Below are 17,381 nucleotides of genomic sequence, written 5' to 3' on the forward strand. Positions count from 1 at the left end.
TACTACTTGATTCCTCGTCAGTTTTGTCGTTAGTTCTTCTATCTAACGACAGTACTACTTGATTCCTCGTCAGTTTTGTCGTTAGTTCTTCTATCTAACGACAGTATTGCTTGATATCTAATCAGTTTTGTCGTTAATTCTTCTATCTAACGACAATATTGCTTGATATCTTATGGGTTTTGTCGTTAGTGCTTCTATCTAACAGCAACTGGTGCTCCACCTACGGACATTTCTATCTTTTTTCTTTTAGCTTTTGTCCGCTGACACTCATCCTGCGGACATTTCTAGCTTGTTTCTTTTGGCTTTTGTCCGCTGATGCTCCGCCTGCGGACATTTCCAACTCTTTTCTTTTAGCTTTTGTCCGCTGACGCTCTACCTGCGGACATTTCCAAACTTTTTCTTTATAGTTTTGTCCGCAGACACTTCACCTGCGGACATTTCTAGCTTTTTTCTTATCACTTTTGTCCGCTGACGCTCAACCTGCGGACATTTCAACCCCTTTTCTTTTCGCTTTTGTCCGCTGACACTCAATCTGCGGACATTTCAACCTCTTTTCTTTTAACTTTTGTCCGCTGACGCTCTACCTGCGGACATTTCAACCCCTTTTCTTTTCGCTTTTGTCCGCTGACAATCAACCTGCGGACATTTCCAACCTTTTTCTTTATAGTTTTGTCCGCTGACACTCAACCTGCGGACATTTCCAACCTTTTTCTTTATAGTTTTGTCCGCTGACACTCAATCTGCGGACATTTCAACCTCTTTTCTTTTAACTTTTGTCCGCTGACGCTCTACCTGCGGACATTTCAACCCCTTTTCTTTTCACTTTTGTCCGCTGACACTCAATCTGCGGACATTTCAACCTCTTTTCTTTTAACTTTTGTCCGCTGACGCTCTACCTGCGGACATTTCACCCCCTTTTCTTTTCGCTTTTGTCCGCTGACGCTTCCCCTGCGGACATTTCCAACCTTTTTCTATTAGCTTTTGTCCGCTGACACTCCGCCTGCGGACATTTCAACCTCTTTTCTTTTAGCTTTTGTCCGCAGATACCCCACCTGCGGACATTTCTAACTTTTTTCTATTTGCTTTTGTCCGCAGATACCCCACCTGCGTACTTTCTAACATCTCACTTTTAGTTTTGTCCGCCCCACCCGTGAACGCAAGAACCGTCCCGCTGTTCACACCGCTGTTCACACCCTTGGACACAACACAACCACACCTGTTCTCACACCCACTCACCTTATTATTAAGAAAGTCTTAAGATTTTTGATAAATAGATGTTAAGATTTTTAGTTTAGGATTATGATAGTGGAAGATTAATAGTTAGCGCGTGAACAACAATGATCCTGGAAAGAGATAGCTGGCGTTCGAAACGACATCAGCGTTTGTAGAAGCAACAGCCTTCGAAACGATAGCTGGCTTTAGAAACAGCAACTGCGTGATAAAAGCAGCAGCCTTCGATACGGTAGCAGCGTTCCTAACAACAACAACGTTAGAAGAAGCAGCCGCGTTAGAAGAATCTACAACGTTCAAAAAGATAGATAAGCTTTAGAAAGGGGTGTTACAGCAGTGGATAACGAAAATTATAATGTGTTGGTGGTGGATGATGAGCGTGAGATTCGAGACGCGATCGAAATCTACCTTAAGAATGAAGGAGTACGAGTTTTGAAAGCAAAGGATGGACTTGAGGCACTCGAGCTTCTCACCGAGCACACCGTCCACCTTATTATTCTAGATGTGATGATGCCGAGGCTTGATGGGATCGGTGCTACATACAAAATTCGGGAGAAGCAGAATATCCCGATTATCATATTGAGCGCGAAAAGTGAGGATACGGATAAGATTCTTGGGCTGCAGGTTGGGGCGGACGACTATGTGACGAAGCCGTTTAACCCGATGGAGCTGGTGGCGCGGGTGAAGTCCCAGCTGCGGCGATACGTAACGCTTGGGAATTACGAGGGGGCAAATCAAAACAAGGTAATTGATCTTAAAGGGCTTACGTTGGATCCATCGGCAAAACAAGTTTGTCTCCACGGGGACCCGGTGAAGCTCACCCCAATCGAGTATAAAATCGTAGAACTATTAATGAGAAATGCGGGACGAGTTTTTTCCATCAATGAAATTTATGAGCAGGTTTGGCAAGAGCCTGGATTTAACGCGGAAAACACTGTCGCCGTGCATATTCGGAAGATTCGCGAAAAAATCGAGATCAATCCGAAGAATCCAACATATTTGAAGGTGGTGTGGGGAATTGGCTACAAAATGGAAAAATAACTTACTTATCGTCGTTGTTGCAGCACTCATCACCTTTGGCCTAAGTGGAGCGCTCATTTTTTTCACCACGGGCACGGAATACATGCACAAAGACTATTTCCAAACGAACGAATTCCGCGGTGAACTGCATCAGTTTGCCCACAATCTGAATATGTTTGCGCTCAACGATACGACGTTGGACGAAGCTATTGAAGAGATTACGGTGACGCAGGATGAGATTAATGATCATCGCTATCGTTTCGGCTCCCTTGAAGATCAGCTTGAGAGCATTCGCGAGCAATATGTAGACAGGATTGAAGCCGCGCAGGAGTTGGGCTATGAGGGGCTGGAGCAATCCTTGATTGAGGAGCGAGATGAGAAGCTGGAGGACATTACGGCGAACTTCGCCAGCGACGACCACATTCGGGAAAAAATTGTGGAGGAAAAAGCTCAAGATATTCGGAATTCTTTCCATCAAAAAGAAAGAAATCGTGCTCAGTTTCAACGAGATTTGGAGCAATATCACTATTTTTTTACAAATATGGAAACTGGGGAGACTTTCACAAACGTAGAGGAGCCACCTGGATCAGCGGGTAATGATGGGGCTACTGGTCGCCAGCAGAGCGGACAGCCTAATGAGGAGGCGTCTGGTGGGCAACAGATCGGACTGCGTGGTTATAGTGCGGAGTACGTTGTGGAGTACGATTGGTCTGAGGAAATACGGGAGGCCCACCGCCATGTCAACGAGTACAACTCCATTTTTACAACGGAGTATTCGTTGCATGCAAGTGATGCTTCGTTCTACCATCTTTACTATAATTATCATGAAAACGACGCATGGTTTCACGGGAAAATCGGCGTGGCGAATCAGCTGCCTAGTAACAACCCGTTGATGATCGCTGCGGATCGTTATAAGTCGGAGCAAAAGCTGGTTTTCAGCTATATTATATCTGCCATTGTTGCGTTGATCATTGGCCTCGTGATGTTGATTAAATCTCGAGGTATACGGGACGAATTGACGAATTGGCAAGCAGCCTATTCGAGAATTCCACTTGACGTGAGAGTCATCGCCTTAGTTTTTACGGCGGCCGTGCCGTTCGTAATCCTGATCATTCTTGGCCAGAGCATTCATTATACGCCTGTGCGTTTGTGGGACAATTTCATTTGGAACTATGCCCTGAGCCTCGGTATTCTGGCCGTGACTGGGAGCATCGCGATGCTTCAGCTTTGGTTCCTTGCGAGCGAAGTTCGCCGTTGGAAAACTTTTAAGGCAGCCTTGAAGAAGTCGGTTTCATATCGTGTTTGGCTCGTTTTGAAGAAGCCATTCGCTCGTGTTCAGAACCTCCTTCAAGAGGCATTTTTGAATCGCAGCACGGGAACGCAGTTTTACCTAATCTTGTTGACAGTGTTTGCGTTCGGATTTGGGGCGATTTCCTTCTTCATGCACCCCATTTTGGGACTTGGATATCTTGCGGTTTTGGCCATCGTCGGAGTTCCTTTATTCGGATTTTTGACGCGAAGGATTGGCTATTTCAACCGCATTGTGGAGAAGGCTGACGAGATTGCTGCCGGAAAACTCGGGCGGGACCTCCCTGTCACTGGGCATTCTGGCGCTGTTCTTACCCAGTTGGCCAATAACATCAATGTTTTAGAAGAGTCGGTGAAAACTTCGCAGAGTGAGCAAGCAAAAAGTGAGCGCCTGAAAACAGAGCTAATTACAAACGTGAGTCACGATCTTAGGACACCGTTGACCTCCATCATCACGTATACGGAGCTGCTGAAGTCTGAGGCTGAGGATCTCTCTGCGGAGGAACGGGAGGCGTATGTGAAAATAATCGACAACAAATCGAAACGGTTAAAGGTCTTGATCGACGACTTGTTCGAGGTGTCAAAAATGGCGAGCGGTAACATCGAATTGAGGAAGGACACGGTGGACATCTGTCAGTTGCTAGAGCAGGCGTTGGCCGAATACGACGATGCGATCCGCGACTCCAGCCTCGATTTCCGAGTCAGCAAGGTGGCTTGTGCCGAGCCCGTATTCGCTTTTGTTGATGGGCAAAAACTATGGCGCGTCTTCGACAATTTGATCGGCAACATCTTGAAGTATTCATTGGAAAATACGCGGGTGTATTTAGCAGTGTCTGTGGTGGATCGAGATTTGGTGATTTCATTCAAAAACATTTCGAAATATGAACTGAACGGTGAGCATGGCGAGCTCGTGGAGCGCTTCAAACGGGGAGATACTTCTCGTCAAACAGAAGGCTCTGGACTCGGACTCGCCATCGCCCAATCTATCGTCGAGCTCCACGACGGTGTGATGGACTTGGCAACGGACGGCGATTTGTTTAAAGTAACGGTCAAGTTGCCGCTGGAAAAGAGGTGATTGGTATGATTGAGGAGAATGCTTTGGAGATGGTTGAAGGTGTTAATGATCTGGTTGAGGTTGGTCGTTTGGATGCGGTCGAGGCCGTTGAGGTTGGTATGGGAATTGAGGTTGGGATTGAGGTTGGCGGATCTGCGAACCTTGGTGAGGGCTGCGAATTAAGGGGAAATCCTGATTCGGACGATTCCTGCGAATTAAGTGGGAGTCCTGACTTGGACGATTCCTGCGACATTAGGGGAAATCCTGACTTGGACGTTTCCTGCGACATTAGGGAAAATCCTGATTCGGACGAGTCCCGCGACTTCAGTGAACCTCGCAGCCTTGGAGAGATTCGCGAACTCAGCGAGAGTCCTAACGATGACAAGTCCCGCGACCTTAGTTTTCCGGAATCGAGACCTACCCAATTAGACTTTCGAGAACAGTACAACTTATACTATGCCCGGCTCTACTCTAAATGTTTTTCCATCGTCAAAGATCGTCATCTCGCCGAGGATCTCGTTCACGACACATTCATCAAAGCCTTGAAGGCGTTGGAGACTGGTGCCGCGATTAAGGATGAGCGGAAAATGGGCGCCTGGCTGACTGTTATTGCCACTAGGGTTGCCCTCGACTATCTCAGGAGTGAGGGTCGAAAGAAGGGTATTTTGATGGAAGGAGAGTTTCTCGACAGTGTTAGTGTTGGTTTCCAGCCGGGAACGCGGTCGAATTCTCCTGGCAGTTGGGCGGGCTCGCGGGGTTGGGGTAGTTCTCCTGATTCTACGGTTGACGTGGCTTCTAGGATTTATTCCTCTTCCGGTGTGGTCGTAAGGCAAACTGCTTTGGTGGAAAAAGAAGTAGAATATGCTTGGCTCAGAGAGGAAATCCAATCTGCAATTGGTTCGCTGAAGCCCCGCTACCGAGAAGTGATGAGGCTAAAAATCAATGAGGATCTAAAAGAGTCAGAGATTGCTGAAGAGCTTCATTTAAAACCATCTACAGTAAAAATCAGGCTTTACCGCGGGAAACAGAAGTTGAAAGCTATGTTGACGGATTTGTAGAATGCGGACTGAATTCCTCTTTCTTATCGATTTGAGGCCGCATTCTTCAATAATGCGGTCTGAACTCCTCTTTCTTATCGATTTGAGGCCGCATTTTTCAATAATGCGGACTGAATTCCTGTTTCTCATTGATTTGAGGCCGCATTCTTCAATAATGCGGTCTGAATTCCTTTCTCTCATCGATTTGAGGCCGCATTCTTCATTAATGCGGACTAGATTCCTCTTTCTCTATGATTTGAGGCCGCATTCTTCGAAAATGCGGACTAGATTTCTCTCTCTCATTGATTTGAGGCCGCATTTTTCGAAAATGCGGACTAGATTCCTCTCTCTCATTGATTTGAGGCCGCATTTTTCAATAATGCGGACTGAATTCCTCTATCTCATCAATTTGAGGCCGCATTTTTCAATAATGCGGACTGAATTCCTCTTTCTCATCGATTTGAGGCCGCATTTTTCAATAATGCGGACTGAATTCCTCTTTCTCATCGATTTGAGGCCGCATTTTTCAATAATGCGGACTGAATTCCTCTTTCTCATCGATTTGAGGCCGCATTTTTCAATAATGCGGACTGAATTCCTCTTTCTCATCGATTTGAGGCCGCATTTTTCAATAATGCGGACTGAATTCCTCTTTCTCATCGATTTGAGGCCGCATTTTTCAATAATGCGGACTGAATTCCTCTTTCTTATCGATTTGAGTCCGCATTTTTCAATAATGCGGACTAGACTTTCGCGCTCATCCAGTTATTGCCCTTAGCAGCACTTAATAGACCAAGAGATTGATACCAATTCCCCGCTCCAAAATTGTAAACGCAAGAACCCTTACTGCATATATCGCCCCCCTACCGTGTAAACGTAGGAACCTTCCCCGCGCTTACACGCACCAACCTGCGTTTACGATCACACCTGCGTTTTAACCTCCGACCCCAGACTCCCATTTACTTATATTTTCTTGCATATAGGAATTCGGTTATTGGCTGAATGATTAAAGTTAAGCCTACTACTAGGAGGAGTGGATAGTTTTCGATGTCATTGAGGTTTGACGTACCTTCGGAAATAAATAAAATGAGCCCAGCTAATATCATCAGCACATAATATCCGATTCGAGCGCTTTGGGTTTTTACGTGTTGATCTAATTCGTCCGCTTCATTTTTATCGAACTCCTTCATATTAAGGAAGTTTAATACGGTAGATAATAATATAAAACTAAACAGTATATTTGCACTGTAAATTGTTTCATTTACAAGCCAGTTGTAGAAGAACGCTATGATTGATGCGATAAAAAACAAGGAGCCTATTGTGACTACAATCTTTTTGGTATTACTCATTGGTACTGTCCCCTCCTTTTTCTGTCACGAACAATTCCTCCATCGTAACCTTTAGCTGCTTTGAGATATTAAAGGCGAGCTTTAAACTCGGGTCATACTTATTATTTTCAATAGCATTGATTGTTTGTCGACTGACATTGCAAAGCTCCGCCAACTTTCCTTGGGAGATGTTTTGCTTTTCCCTGTATGCTTTTATATGATTTTGCATAGAACTAGCACCGCCAAACTAATATTAGGTGTAAAAGATGTTTTACACCTGATTACTATCTTAATTGCACAAAGTGAAAATTGTCAACCGGAGGAAACGCAGGGACGGTTCTTGCGTTTACAGTTTCTTTATTGTGGCTTTAATATGTGGGCAGGGGCCCGTATTTTGTGAACGCAAGAATGTCCCCATGTTCAAGAAGGAATTTTGTTTCGGTTGGCGAATAGTTGTATAGTATACCAACTAAATATTTCACAGAAAAAGCTAGCCACTAATTTTGGAATGTCACTTTTATTTCAGCATTACCAACTAGTTTTTTCAGAGAAAATACTAGCCACTTTTTTGGGGTATACAGCACCATTGTTTCAGCATTAACATTTAGTTTTTTCAAAGAAAAAGCTAGCCACTAGTTTGGTATGTCACTTTTATTTCAGCATTACCAACTAATTTTTTCCCGACAAAAAAACTAACATTCACAGCTAGGAGGATTCGCATGGAAAACAAGAAGAAAACCATCTATATTACTGGGGCTGACCGCGGGCTTGGACTTGCCTTGACGAGGGTGTTTCTCGGGCACGGGTTCAAGGTGTTCGCGGGGCGCTATATGAGCGATTGGACCGAGCTCGACGACCTGAAGAAGGAGCACGGTGAGGATCTTGACACCGTGACATTAGATGTGACCGATCAAAGTTCCGTCGACAACGCGGCGAAATATATCGAAGAGCAGACTGGTGGAAAACTTGATATTGTCCTCAACAACGCGGGGCTGTACAAGGATCGCTCCACCGATATTTACGGGGAATTCCACTATGGTGATATGATGAAGTTGGTGGACGTGAATGCGTTTGGACCGTTGCGGGTTGCCAAATCAGTTTTGCCACTCATCATGAACGGCGAGACGAAGATGATCGCGAATATTTCATCGGAGGCGGCGAGTCTCGGAGATTCCTGGCGCGTGAAGGAGTACGGCTACTCCATGTCCAAGTCCGCGCTGAATATGGGACTGACGATCCTGCAGAATCAGTTGAAGGAGCATGGGATCAAGGTGCTGGCCTTCCACCCTGGTTTTGTGAAAACATATATTATGGGTGAATTCATGGATTTCGCGGAGATTGACGCCATGACATCTGCCACGGGGATTGCCGAGCAGATCTTGAAAGCGCCGCCAATCGAGGAGCACATGTACATCGACTATCAAGGAAATAAAATAAACTGGTAACGAAAAGGAGCTGTTAAAATGGTGAAAATTGTGGCACTACTTGGAGATTTCTATCACGATGAAGATGCTTATAAAGTTGGTTTGGAGGCTGCTATTGACCGCTTGCCGAACAAAGAAGACGTGGAGTTGCGCTATATTACGACGGACGAAGTTGGGGCCGCGTTGGCTGAGAAACCCGACTTGTTTGTGAACGGGAAGATGGATCCCCAGAAGCCTGAGGAAGAGGACGTGCAAGCTTGGTTGACGGACGATTTGGATAAAACAATAGTCGCGTACGTCGAAAATGGTGGGAGCGTCCTGTCCTGGCATTCAGGAATGGCTGGCTACGATCCAGAGTGCCGTTACATAAAAATGTGTCGTGGCTATTTCGACTACCACCCACCAGGGCTTCAAGATGTGACATACATGTTGAAGGAAGATGAAAAAACTGGGCCAAATACGTTCCCACTGAAGGACGAGCAGTACTTTGTCCATTGCGATGTGAATGCCACTGAGGTGTATCTCTGGAGCACAGGCGTGGACGGCGATTCCTTAGCAGGTTGGAAACACAGCTTCGGTCGCGGGAAAGTTTGCTGCTTCACCCCCGCCCACACAGAAGAAGCCATGCTAGACAAAAACGTGTCGGAGTTGCTAGCCGAAAAAATCCAGTGGCTACTGTAAACGCCGTTGGTTGCTGTAAACACAGGTAAACGCGGGGACGGTTCTTGCGTTCACGCCTGGGGCTTTTTGTCTAATCGCGGGTGGCTGCTTCTGAATGCGGGTGTGTTGTGAACTCGAGTGGTTGCTGTTAAACGCACGTGAACGCGGGGACGGTTCTCCCGATCACAAAGGATATATGCCTGGGGGAAACACAGGAATTCGTAGCAGTTTCTGTTGCGCCGCCTCTCCCCACCAAAAAAACTAATTTGCAGTTTCATTTGTCTACCAAATTCCTATTCGTTTTTTGGTAGGCTTTTTATATTTATGAGCCGAGGAGGTTTACTCAACAGTTCTTAGCGGCTTCGATGAAGAACTGTCGACTTGAAAACAGCATGACGGCTTACTTCAGAGGTGCAAAATGATATCAAATCACAGCATCACAGGGGAAATAAAATAAGCGGAGAAATTCCGTTTAAAGTAAAAAATCACCTAATTTCCTGGTGATTAAGGGGAGTTTTTCCGCCTAAGCAAAGAAAATTCCACCTTTTTAAATAGATTGGTTTCAATAAGTGGAATTTCTCCGTCTATTAAGACTATTTTTTGTGCTATTTATTTAATAAGGGGAATTTCTCCACTTATTTATTCAATCGAGCATTTCTCCTCGTTTCTTTATTTAAAAACAGCGAAAGCAGCGGGACGGTTTTGGTGTTTACACGTGAAGTGTAAACGCCAGAACCGTCCCTGCGTTTAATGTCCCGTGAAAAAGTGAGAGAACGTGTGGAAGCTTGGGACAAACTTCCTAAGCACCCTGACATTAACCATTATGGTGATCCTACTCATAACGAATGGAAGCAGTTCTTCATTGGTGACGACGCTGAGCCGATCAAAGGAAGATGCCCATTCCATGTACATGAAAAGTAAACTGGCGGAAACAGCGGGACGGTTTTGGTGTTTACACGTGAAGTGTAAACGCCAGAACCGTCCCTGCGTTTATGACCATTGTATGGCGGTACAAACGTGATTCGGCAGGATGTGACCCTCTTTTTCAGCTATTATCATGTTTTTAAGACTAAAGTGGTGGTGTTTATTCGAAAAAGCTAAATGATACTTTCGTCACTGCCTTGTAAGATTATCTCCTACTTCTGGCACGGTACACCAACACTTTTAGCCTAGCAAATTGAACCTATATGATGTTATGGATATTTTTTACTGTAATACTTTACCATGCTACCCTACTAATGGGCCACCCTTTCATACTACAAAATGAGTGAGATTCTTTTTAGTGACCATTGTACGGTTAAAGTTTTCCGAAAATTTCGTTATCATCTCCAATAAGCGTATTAAAAAGCGCTTACAAGCCTGTAGCTGGAGAGGAGGACCGTTCACCATTTACTTGAGCTACAATCTATTTTTCTGAAAACAGAGGCGTGTTTTTTCTGAAAACGAATTTGTCGGGAACTGAATTTGTTCGAAAACAAAAATGAATATTTATTAAAAAAGGAGTTTACTCAATGAAACCTAAAAGTTTAAAAATGTTTTTTGCCATGGCATTCTGTTTCGCATTAGTCTTTCCTCCCCTGATCGCATCGGCGCAAATCACTGGTAATGAAATTGGCACACATGATGGCTATGACTATGAGTTTTGGAAGGATGAAGGTGGATATGGAAGTATGACACTTAATAGTGGGGGTACTTTCAGCGCGGAGTGGCATGACGTTCATAATATTTTGTTCAGAAAAGGACAGAAGTTTGATACGACTCAAACGCACCAACAACTTGGTAATATAACCGTTGACTACGGTGTAAATTATCAGCCAAATGGAAGTTCTTACTTAGCGGTATATGGTTGGACAACTGACCCCCTCGTGGAGTTTTATATCGTCGATAGTTGGGGTACTTGGCGTCCACCAGGTGCTGAACCGAAAGGCACAATTCATGTCGACGGTGGAACTTATGAAATCTATGAAACTACTCGTGTTCAGCAACCTTCCATTGAAGGAACTGCAACTTTCCAGCAGTATTGGAGTGTAAGAACGGATAAGCGGACGAGTGGAACGATATCAGTTAGTGAACATTTCCATGCATGGGAAGCCCATGGTATGCCAATGGGTAACATGTATGAAGTGGCTTTGACCGTAGAAGGTTGGCAAAGTAGTGGAAGTGCAGATGTGTATCGAAATAACTTAACGATAGGCGGCAGCTCTGGCGGCGGTGGCGGTACTCCTCCACCATCGAATGGAGGCGGTGACGGCGGTGGTAATGGTGGTTCCACTGTTGTTCAGGCCGAGGACATGACCATTAGTGGTCCATGGGCTAATCGAATTTACTCACCTTTTGATGGTGTTGTCTTGCATGGAAACGAAGACAGGGTAACTTATACACAGTATTTTGCGAACGATACACATAGCTTTTCACTTAGGGGTGCTTCAAACAACAATAACTTAGCACAGGTTGATTTAAGAATTGGCGGGCAGTATGTGGGAACGTTCTATTACGGCGACCATCACCCAGCCGTTTACACAATCGATAATGTACAGCATGGAACTGGCCATCAGGAAGTCGAGCTTATTTTGACAAATAATGATGGAAACTGGGACGCGTACATTGACTACTTAGAGATTCACTAAGTAAGAGGTGGAGAAAGTTCGGAAAAGTTCGGGGACCTGGTCCCCGAACTTTTTGTGAACTTTACCGAACTTCATCACGAGTCCCCCCTCACGAGTCTCCCTCAGGCATCCAAACTGGAAACAGACTTTTCCCCAATGCGAGGCCTTTCTTCTTTAAGAAACGGACACTGCCCCCCTCGGACTGATTCGAATCAATGATGACACCGTCAATTTCATTGGTCTCAAATAAAGTTCCTGCCTTCCGCACTCCATGAAACCCTAGCTCTTGAAAGCTAATATTAGCATAGGCATTTTCCTGTTCAATCTGTTTTCGATAAAATTGCTGATTGTGCGCCGTCCCTAATAACAGTAGACGTGGTTTTCTAGTTAGATTTCTGTAATTTAGCTCAGCAATATTTTTAAATGTACTGAGTAAAACCTCTCTGATGAATTCCATTTTGATTTGTCTATTACTTTGGTTCCCTTTGTCTCTTTTGTGTCTTTGATTCCTTATATTTTGGGTGTTACTAGCATTCATGTTCAAGTTCATTCTCCAGTTCATGTTCATGTTTTTGTCCATGTCCATGGGAGGGTTCGATGTACGATAGTGATAAAGAACCTCCTCTATCCTAGAAACCTCCCCATAATGCCTGAGCCTTGTCCAGAGGTCATAATCGTAGGCAATTTGAAAGATAGGATCATAGCCGCCTATTTTTATGAACGCTTCCTTCAAAAAGAAAGCAGCGCCATAACCATGGAAGAGACTACAGAATTGATTACTGTGAAAGATATTATTATTTTTGTAAAAAAGCTGTCCTGCCTCTAACCTCAATGGAGTTTCAACCGTAATTTGTGATTGATCCTCGACCCTAGTTTTGACACTGACATTAGCGTTGGCGTCAAAGTTAGAATCGTCACCTCGTCTAGTATAGGTATTACCTTCATTTTTTCCGGCAGTGTTAATTATAGTTTCACGATTAATACACTTTTCCAATGCCCCAACAGCCACTAGGTTGCGATTCTCCTTAACGACTTGGGCAAACTGTTTTTGCAATCGGTCTTTATGACTCACATCGTTGGCGCCTTGCAGGGCAATCCACTTTCCTCTCGCCTTCTGAATGCCTACATTTAGTGCGCTAGGGATAGCCACGTTTTTTTCCAAATGAATAACGTTCACTCTTGGATCTTGAATTTGGTCAAGAAGCTTCTTCGTTCCGTTCGCCGAATCGTTGTTCACTATAATATATTCAAAATCGGCGTATGACTGATTCAGAATACTGTCGATAGCCTCGCGGAGGTGCGTCCCCCCGTTATTTACAGCTGTCACAACCGATATGGAATCTGCTTTCTCCAATTTAACCACTCCCCAACGAGTTTTTCCGAAATATATACACGAAAGCCAACAATGAATCTTCGCCTATTAGCCAAGTCATCTAATCTACTTTTTCGACTAGCCTATTGGGCAATTCTCCTAATCTTCTTTTTTACTCGTGAATTCGCCAATAGGAGGTGGGTGTTGGCTTGTCGATTAAGAATTGAAACTAAACAGTTGTATATGTTTATATACCCTTGGGAATTGAGGGAATAACAGAGGAATAAGCCCAACTTGTGTTAGCTGGTAATGTTGCACACACACAATTTCATCAAATCACTACGGGCACGTGGATTCGTAAAGTTTTTCACTTTGGATTTTTTTAAGTTACCAGGTAATGTTTCTCACTGGAAAATATGTTTCCTTACACCAAAAGAAATAACTTTATCTACTCATTTCATTTAATTTTTTATTGTTAAATCAGCGTTTCACCGCAAAACCGACACGCAAATCACATAGTAATTGGCACTCTTGTTTGCGCTGGTGAAAATAAATTATCTTTTATGGTTAGTGAAATAAGCAAACATAAAAATAATGGCACGAAGATTTTCGTACCATTGTAATATGCAATATGCGAATTATACTGTGAATATAGTGGCGAAAGTTCTGTGATTTAGCGTGAGAATTTGTCTGCGATTTGACAATTGCACCTCACAAGTAAACCGGCCCCCTATACTCCCTATAGTGTCCCTATAAAATTCAGTTTTTCAACTTCCTCATTGTCTACTTCCCCATCTAGGATTTTGCGTAAATCTTCTATCGTTTCTCGCTGGGGAATGTATTCTCCCTTTTTCCCAGTAAACTCTTCAGCAACATAGAATGGCTGGGTTAAATAGGCTTCTAACCTTTCACCGCGATGGTAGGTCTCCACTTCTGCCGCAGGCAACTTATCCATTCCGCTGACCGCGACCAATGAACGGAGCTCCCGATACCTCCGAAGAAGCTTAAGTGCTCGTTGCTGAACAGCCAAATGATTTTTTTCTAAATGGCCCCCTTCCAAGATCGATGATGTAGAGTAAATTGGGTTCACTGCTGGAAACTTGTGTCGTGCAGCCAAATCCGCATCAAACTGCCAAAGGGTTTCCAACGGTCCATAAGGAAGATCCTCGTCCACGGCTTCTCCCTTTAAATCAACTAGGAATGTTGTCATCGTTACGCCAACATCACTTAATCGCTCTTGAAGCTGATGGATATCTCCTGTTAAAACGTGAGATCTATCTGCTGCAAAGGCGATGTCTTTCTTTTTCCCTAGCACGACCAATTTTTCATAGGCTTCATCAACGGTTTGAACTTGTATGTCCACTTCACCCAACACATCGTTTATCTCTGGGTGATCTCCTGACGGCAAGAGTAATGCAGTTGTGAAATCTCTCTTTTTAAGGCGATGAAACATTTCTGCTAAAACAACCAATTGTCCCATTCCAAACCTCGCCACTAAACCGACAGTGCCACCCTTAGTCAATGGTGCAAAGACATCCAGAGTTTTTATTCCCGTTTCGACCATTTCCATCTTCTCCCCTCTGATAATGAGATCGTCCAAGCTACATTCTGCCAACGTCGAAAGCGCCACTAATGTTTTAACCTCTGCTCGACCAATTGGGATTTTTCCCGTACATAAATTAGATACAGTCGCAGGTCGCAGCCCAACAGTTCTTGCTGCTGCCGTTAAATTTGGAACTTTACGCCTTAGTAACGGAACATTCAACTGAATATTTTCCAACTTATCCATCCCTCCACCTCCTGTTACTTTTAATAGAATTCATGTTACGTTCGAACGCAATAGTTAAATTACTTTAAAACGTAATTATTGTTACTCCTACGTGATGAGCGCGTGTTCCTTCGCAAACAAAAACGAGCTGCATTTTGCAACTCGTCATTCAATATCTTTGTATTTTCCGCGCTGTATGTTACCAGTTAATGTTGTTTGCGAGCAACTTTATTTCCTGTGATCAATATTTAGAAACGTTGATTTAACAAGGTTTTTTAGTGGGTAACGCAGACATTTTTTACACTTTTTGTATGTTGAGTATGCGCAACATTACCAGCTAACTAGGTCAAACCATCTCCCATGTCCATCTGTATCTCCAATGGTTTGATGATATTCCACACCATCAAGATAATAATCGAGATGTAGTTTACTATCCCATATATTATTATACAGATGAAAAACATCTCTCTTGCTTCCCACTTTTTTGACCTTACTTAACAAATCCACTTTTGTGACATCAGGCATTTGATTTGCCACATGCGTATGAAAAATACAAATTGCTGTATCCTTTGGAAGTGTGTCGACAATCTTCTCTAAAAGAGCCACTCCATCCCCTTCCACAAGTTCCACTTGATTTTTCATAAAACATGAAGCTGCTTTCTCGAATAACACTCTCCTATCCCTATGTTCAGGCCAAATAAGAGATTTTAACCATAGGTAGTCTTCATCATTTGTTAAGTCACTAACATGTAGATCTATTCCAACTCGTGATGCTACGGGAGGAATCGTTGGATAAAATGATAGATCAGTTCCTCCTATTATCTGTGAAGTAATATGTACAGTTGAATTTTTGTTACCATAATGCTCATCTGTCCCATAAGAATAACTATATTTATCCCAATTAAGTTGTAGGCCAGCACTTGTTCCAATCTCAATCAGAGATAGAGGTTTTTTCGCTTTGTTATGAATGAATGAAAATATGGGAAAGAGATATGCACAACGTCTCACCTCGTTCGTTTGAACCAATCTTGTTTTTAATAGAGTAATAATTTCCTCCCTAAACTCCGTACAGAATTCTTTAAAATGAGTGAAGATCTCCCCATCGAATTGTCTTGGAACTTCTGTCAAACTAGGATAATATTCTTTGAGTTGATGATCAATTCCCTTCAATAGTAGAAAATGAACTGCTCCAAACAACAAATTAGATATGGGTTGGCCAGGGCGGGCCTCCTTACACAATTCAATGATGTCAGTATCTTCTGAAATCTTTAGTGATAAAAATTCATAAAGGTCACTTGATCCCTTGCACTCTTTCATTGCAAAGTTCTTAAATCTTGTAGATAGATTTTGGTTAGTCATATGTCTTCACCTCCCCTACAGTCTTTTTTAATGGCGTAAATAGCTACACGTTTTCATAAGGTAAACCTTTCCTCTTCTACGCCCCCCAAAATGGTAATGTATGTTAAAATGAGAAGCGCAGTTAGAACACTTAAAATGTCTAATCGAGGTGAAGTTTGATGCAAATTATTAGAGACACAGGTAGAAGTTTTGATTTAGAAGCATTTCTTACAAAGCCATTAGTTGCACATTTATCAACTGTGGATGGCGATACACCAAAAGATTCACCTGTTTGGTTTTACTGGAAAGATGAAATGATTTGGATTATTGGGACGGCAAAGGACACATTTCCTGATAGGATTAGAAGAAATCCCAAGTGTGCTATCGGAATTGTTGATTTTGATATAAATACAGGTATGTTTCTACATGCTGGTTTTAGAGGCGTCGCAACTGTTAAGCCTTTCGATAAAAATATAGCAACTCCATTATTATCTCGATATTTAGGTCCAGATATTGAGAAATGGGATCCGAGATTCAAGAACCTAGATGATAGTAACGTTTTGATTTGCTTTGAGCCTAAGACGGTCGTTGTTCGGGACCAATCTTATCAACTACCGTAAATTCTTCACATTCTTAATTGGGAGTTCTCCATATCCCAAAACGAAAGCAAATATATGTAAATAACACTCCTCCATTTGGTGTGTTTACTTTTTCACTTCATAATGCAGTTCTACGAATTGATTATAGGTTCTTGTACCTTTTAATTTTAGATCTAACTTTAATTTACCTTCTTTAAATAGTGGTATTCCATTTCCAATTATAGTAGGAGCAATTGTTACAATCATTTCATCGACCATCTTTTCTTTTAAAAAAGAGTGTAGCAATTCTCCACCACCAACAATCCAAATATTTTTGCCACCCTGTTTTATTAGTTCCTGTGTAAAACTAGTGATATTTTCATTGATAAAACTAACATTTTCGTTATCCTCGATTGGAGACCTTGAAAAGACATAACACTCTTTGTCTTTATATGGGAATTCTCCTATCCCCTGTTGAATAATCCAGTCATAAGTTTTTCTGCCCATTAGTATCGTATCAACAGTTTCATAAAACTCTGAATAGCCATTGTCACCTTCTCCATCAACCTTAAATAACCAATCTAACGACTCATCTTTTGTGGCTATGTAGCCGTCTAAACTGGTCGCAATAAATAAAACTAATTTTCTCATAATATCCCCCCTTGATGTTAATTTGTTCCGTACAAATATCTCAACCGTAACGTCAAACCACTATACC

The 17,381-nt window shown here is 43.0% G+C and carries 15 protein-coding genes and 1 pseudogene; 8 read left to right on the forward strand and 8 right to left on the reverse strand.

Annotation, left to right across the window (positions count from 1 at the left end; all coding sequences use genetic code 11):
- Positions 1-1,026 precede the first annotated feature (1,026 nt).
- A complete protein-coding gene (locus tag BW724_RS23830) occupies positions 1,027-1,203 on the reverse strand; it encodes a hypothetical protein (protein ID WP_176371506.1) in 177 nt (58 codons plus the stop codon).
- A 363-nt stretch (positions 1,204-1,566) separates the two neighbouring features.
- Between BW724_RS23830 and BW724_RS20425 the strand changes: the two genes are divergently transcribed.
- Genes BW724_RS20425 through BW724_RS20435 form a run of 3 tightly spaced genes read left to right on the forward strand, consistent with a single transcriptional unit; the run spans position 1,567 to position 5,670 of the window.
- Positions 1,567-2,271: a response regulator transcription factor gene (locus BW724_RS20425; protein WP_088076958.1), complete on the forward strand. Its 705-nt coding sequence runs from the start codon at positions 1,567-1,569 to the stop codon at positions 2,269-2,271.
- Positions 2,249-4,633, forward strand: a complete 2,385-nt coding sequence (locus tag BW724_RS20430; RefSeq protein WP_088076959.1) for a sensor histidine kinase — start codon at positions 2,249-2,251, stop codon at positions 4,631-4,633. Before BW724_RS20425 ends, BW724_RS20430 begins: the two co-directional genes overlap by 23 nt.
- 5 nt (positions 4,634-4,638) lie before the next feature.
- The gene (locus BW724_RS20435; RefSeq protein WP_088076960.1) at positions 4,639-5,670 is read left to right on the forward strand and encodes an RNA polymerase sigma factor; all 1,032 of its coding nucleotides are present in this window, start codon (positions 4,639-4,641) and stop codon (positions 5,668-5,670) included.
- 202 nt (positions 5,671-5,872) lie between these two features.
- Here BW724_RS20435 and BW724_RS23835 read toward each other — a convergent pair whose 3' ends face one another.
- The 3 genes from BW724_RS23835 to BW724_RS20445 form a co-directional block, all read right to left on the reverse strand.
- Complete coding sequence (locus BW724_RS23835; RefSeq protein ID WP_176371507.1) at positions 5,873-6,019, reverse strand: hypothetical protein; 147 nt, start codon at positions 6,017-6,019, stop codon at positions 5,873-5,875.
- A gap of 589 nt (positions 6,020-6,608) precedes the next feature.
- Positions 6,609-6,998 carry a DUF2178 domain-containing protein gene (locus BW724_RS20440; protein WP_088076961.1) on the reverse strand — a complete coding sequence of 130 codons (390 nt, stop codon included), beginning with the start codon at positions 6,996-6,998 and terminating at the stop codon, positions 6,609-6,611.
- Positions 6,991-7,206 carry a helix-turn-helix transcriptional regulator gene (locus BW724_RS20445; protein ID WP_088076962.1) on the reverse strand — a complete coding sequence of 72 codons (216 nt, stop codon included), beginning with the start codon at positions 7,204-7,206 and terminating at the stop codon, positions 6,991-6,993. Before BW724_RS20445 ends, BW724_RS20440 begins: the two co-directional genes overlap by 8 nt.
- Positions 7,207-7,696: 490 nt before the next feature.
- Between BW724_RS20445 and BW724_RS20455 the strand changes: the two genes are divergently transcribed.
- From BW724_RS20455 to BW724_RS20470, 4 genes and pseudogenes are all read left to right on the forward strand, one after another.
- On the forward strand, positions 7,697-8,422 hold the full coding sequence (locus tag BW724_RS20455) for an SDR family NAD(P)-dependent oxidoreductase (protein WP_088076964.1): 726 nt from the start codon (positions 7,697-7,699) through the stop codon (positions 8,420-8,422).
- Positions 8,423-8,440: 18 nt separating this feature from the next.
- On the forward strand, positions 8,441-9,082 hold the full coding sequence (locus tag BW724_RS20460; RefSeq protein WP_088076965.1) for a ThuA domain-containing protein: 642 nt from the start codon (positions 8,441-8,443) through the stop codon (positions 9,080-9,082).
- 726 nt (positions 9,083-9,808) lie between these two features.
- Positions 9,809-9,982 (forward strand): annotated as a pseudogene (locus tag BW724_RS20465) (YqcI/YcgG family protein); the annotation flags it as partial.
- Positions 9,983-10,572: 590 nt separating this feature from the next.
- On the forward strand, positions 10,573-11,688 hold the full coding sequence (locus tag BW724_RS20470) for a glycoside hydrolase family 11 protein (RefSeq protein WP_088076966.1): 1,116 nt from the start codon (positions 10,573-10,575) through the stop codon (positions 11,686-11,688).
- A gap of 88 nt (positions 11,689-11,776) precedes the next feature.
- On the opposite strand, the gene BW724_RS20475 is transcribed toward BW724_RS20470, so the two are convergent.
- The 3 genes from BW724_RS20475 to BW724_RS20485 form a co-directional block, all read right to left on the reverse strand.
- Positions 11,777-13,021 (reverse strand): glycosyltransferase, encoded by a 1,245-nt coding sequence (locus BW724_RS20475; protein ID WP_176371508.1) that lies wholly within the window; start codon positions 13,019-13,021, stop codon positions 11,777-11,779.
- 697 nt (positions 13,022-13,718) lie between these two features.
- Positions 13,719-14,759: an ATP synthase beta subunit C-terminal domain-containing protein gene (locus BW724_RS20480; protein WP_088078097.1), complete on the reverse strand. Its 1,041-nt coding sequence runs from the start codon at positions 14,757-14,759 to the stop codon at positions 13,719-13,721.
- 318 nt (positions 14,760-15,077) lie between these two features.
- Complete coding sequence (locus BW724_RS20485; protein ID WP_088076968.1) at positions 15,078-16,106, reverse strand: DUF2332 domain-containing protein; 1,029 nt, start codon at positions 16,104-16,106, stop codon at positions 15,078-15,080.
- 158 nt (positions 16,107-16,264) lie between these two features.
- Here BW724_RS20485 and BW724_RS20490 point away from each other — a divergent pair, with 158 nt between their 5' ends.
- A complete protein-coding gene (locus tag BW724_RS20490; RefSeq protein ID WP_176371509.1) occupies positions 16,265-16,705 on the forward strand; it encodes a pyridoxamine 5'-phosphate oxidase family protein in 441 nt (146 codons plus the stop codon).
- A gap of 84 nt (positions 16,706-16,789) precedes the next feature.
- Here the strand turns inward: BW724_RS20490 and BW724_RS20495 are convergent, their stop codons facing one another.
- The gene (locus BW724_RS20495) at positions 16,790-17,314 is read right to left on the reverse strand and encodes a dihydrofolate reductase family protein (RefSeq protein ID WP_088076969.1); all 525 of its coding nucleotides are present in this window, start codon (positions 17,312-17,314) and stop codon (positions 16,790-16,792) included.
- Positions 17,315-17,381: the final 67 nt, after the last annotated feature.

Source organism: Litchfieldia alkalitelluris (assembly GCF_002153425.1).
In the GTDB taxonomy this organism is placed as follows: Bacteria; Bacillota; Bacilli; order Bacillales; family Salisediminibacteriaceae; genus Evansella; species Evansella alkalicola.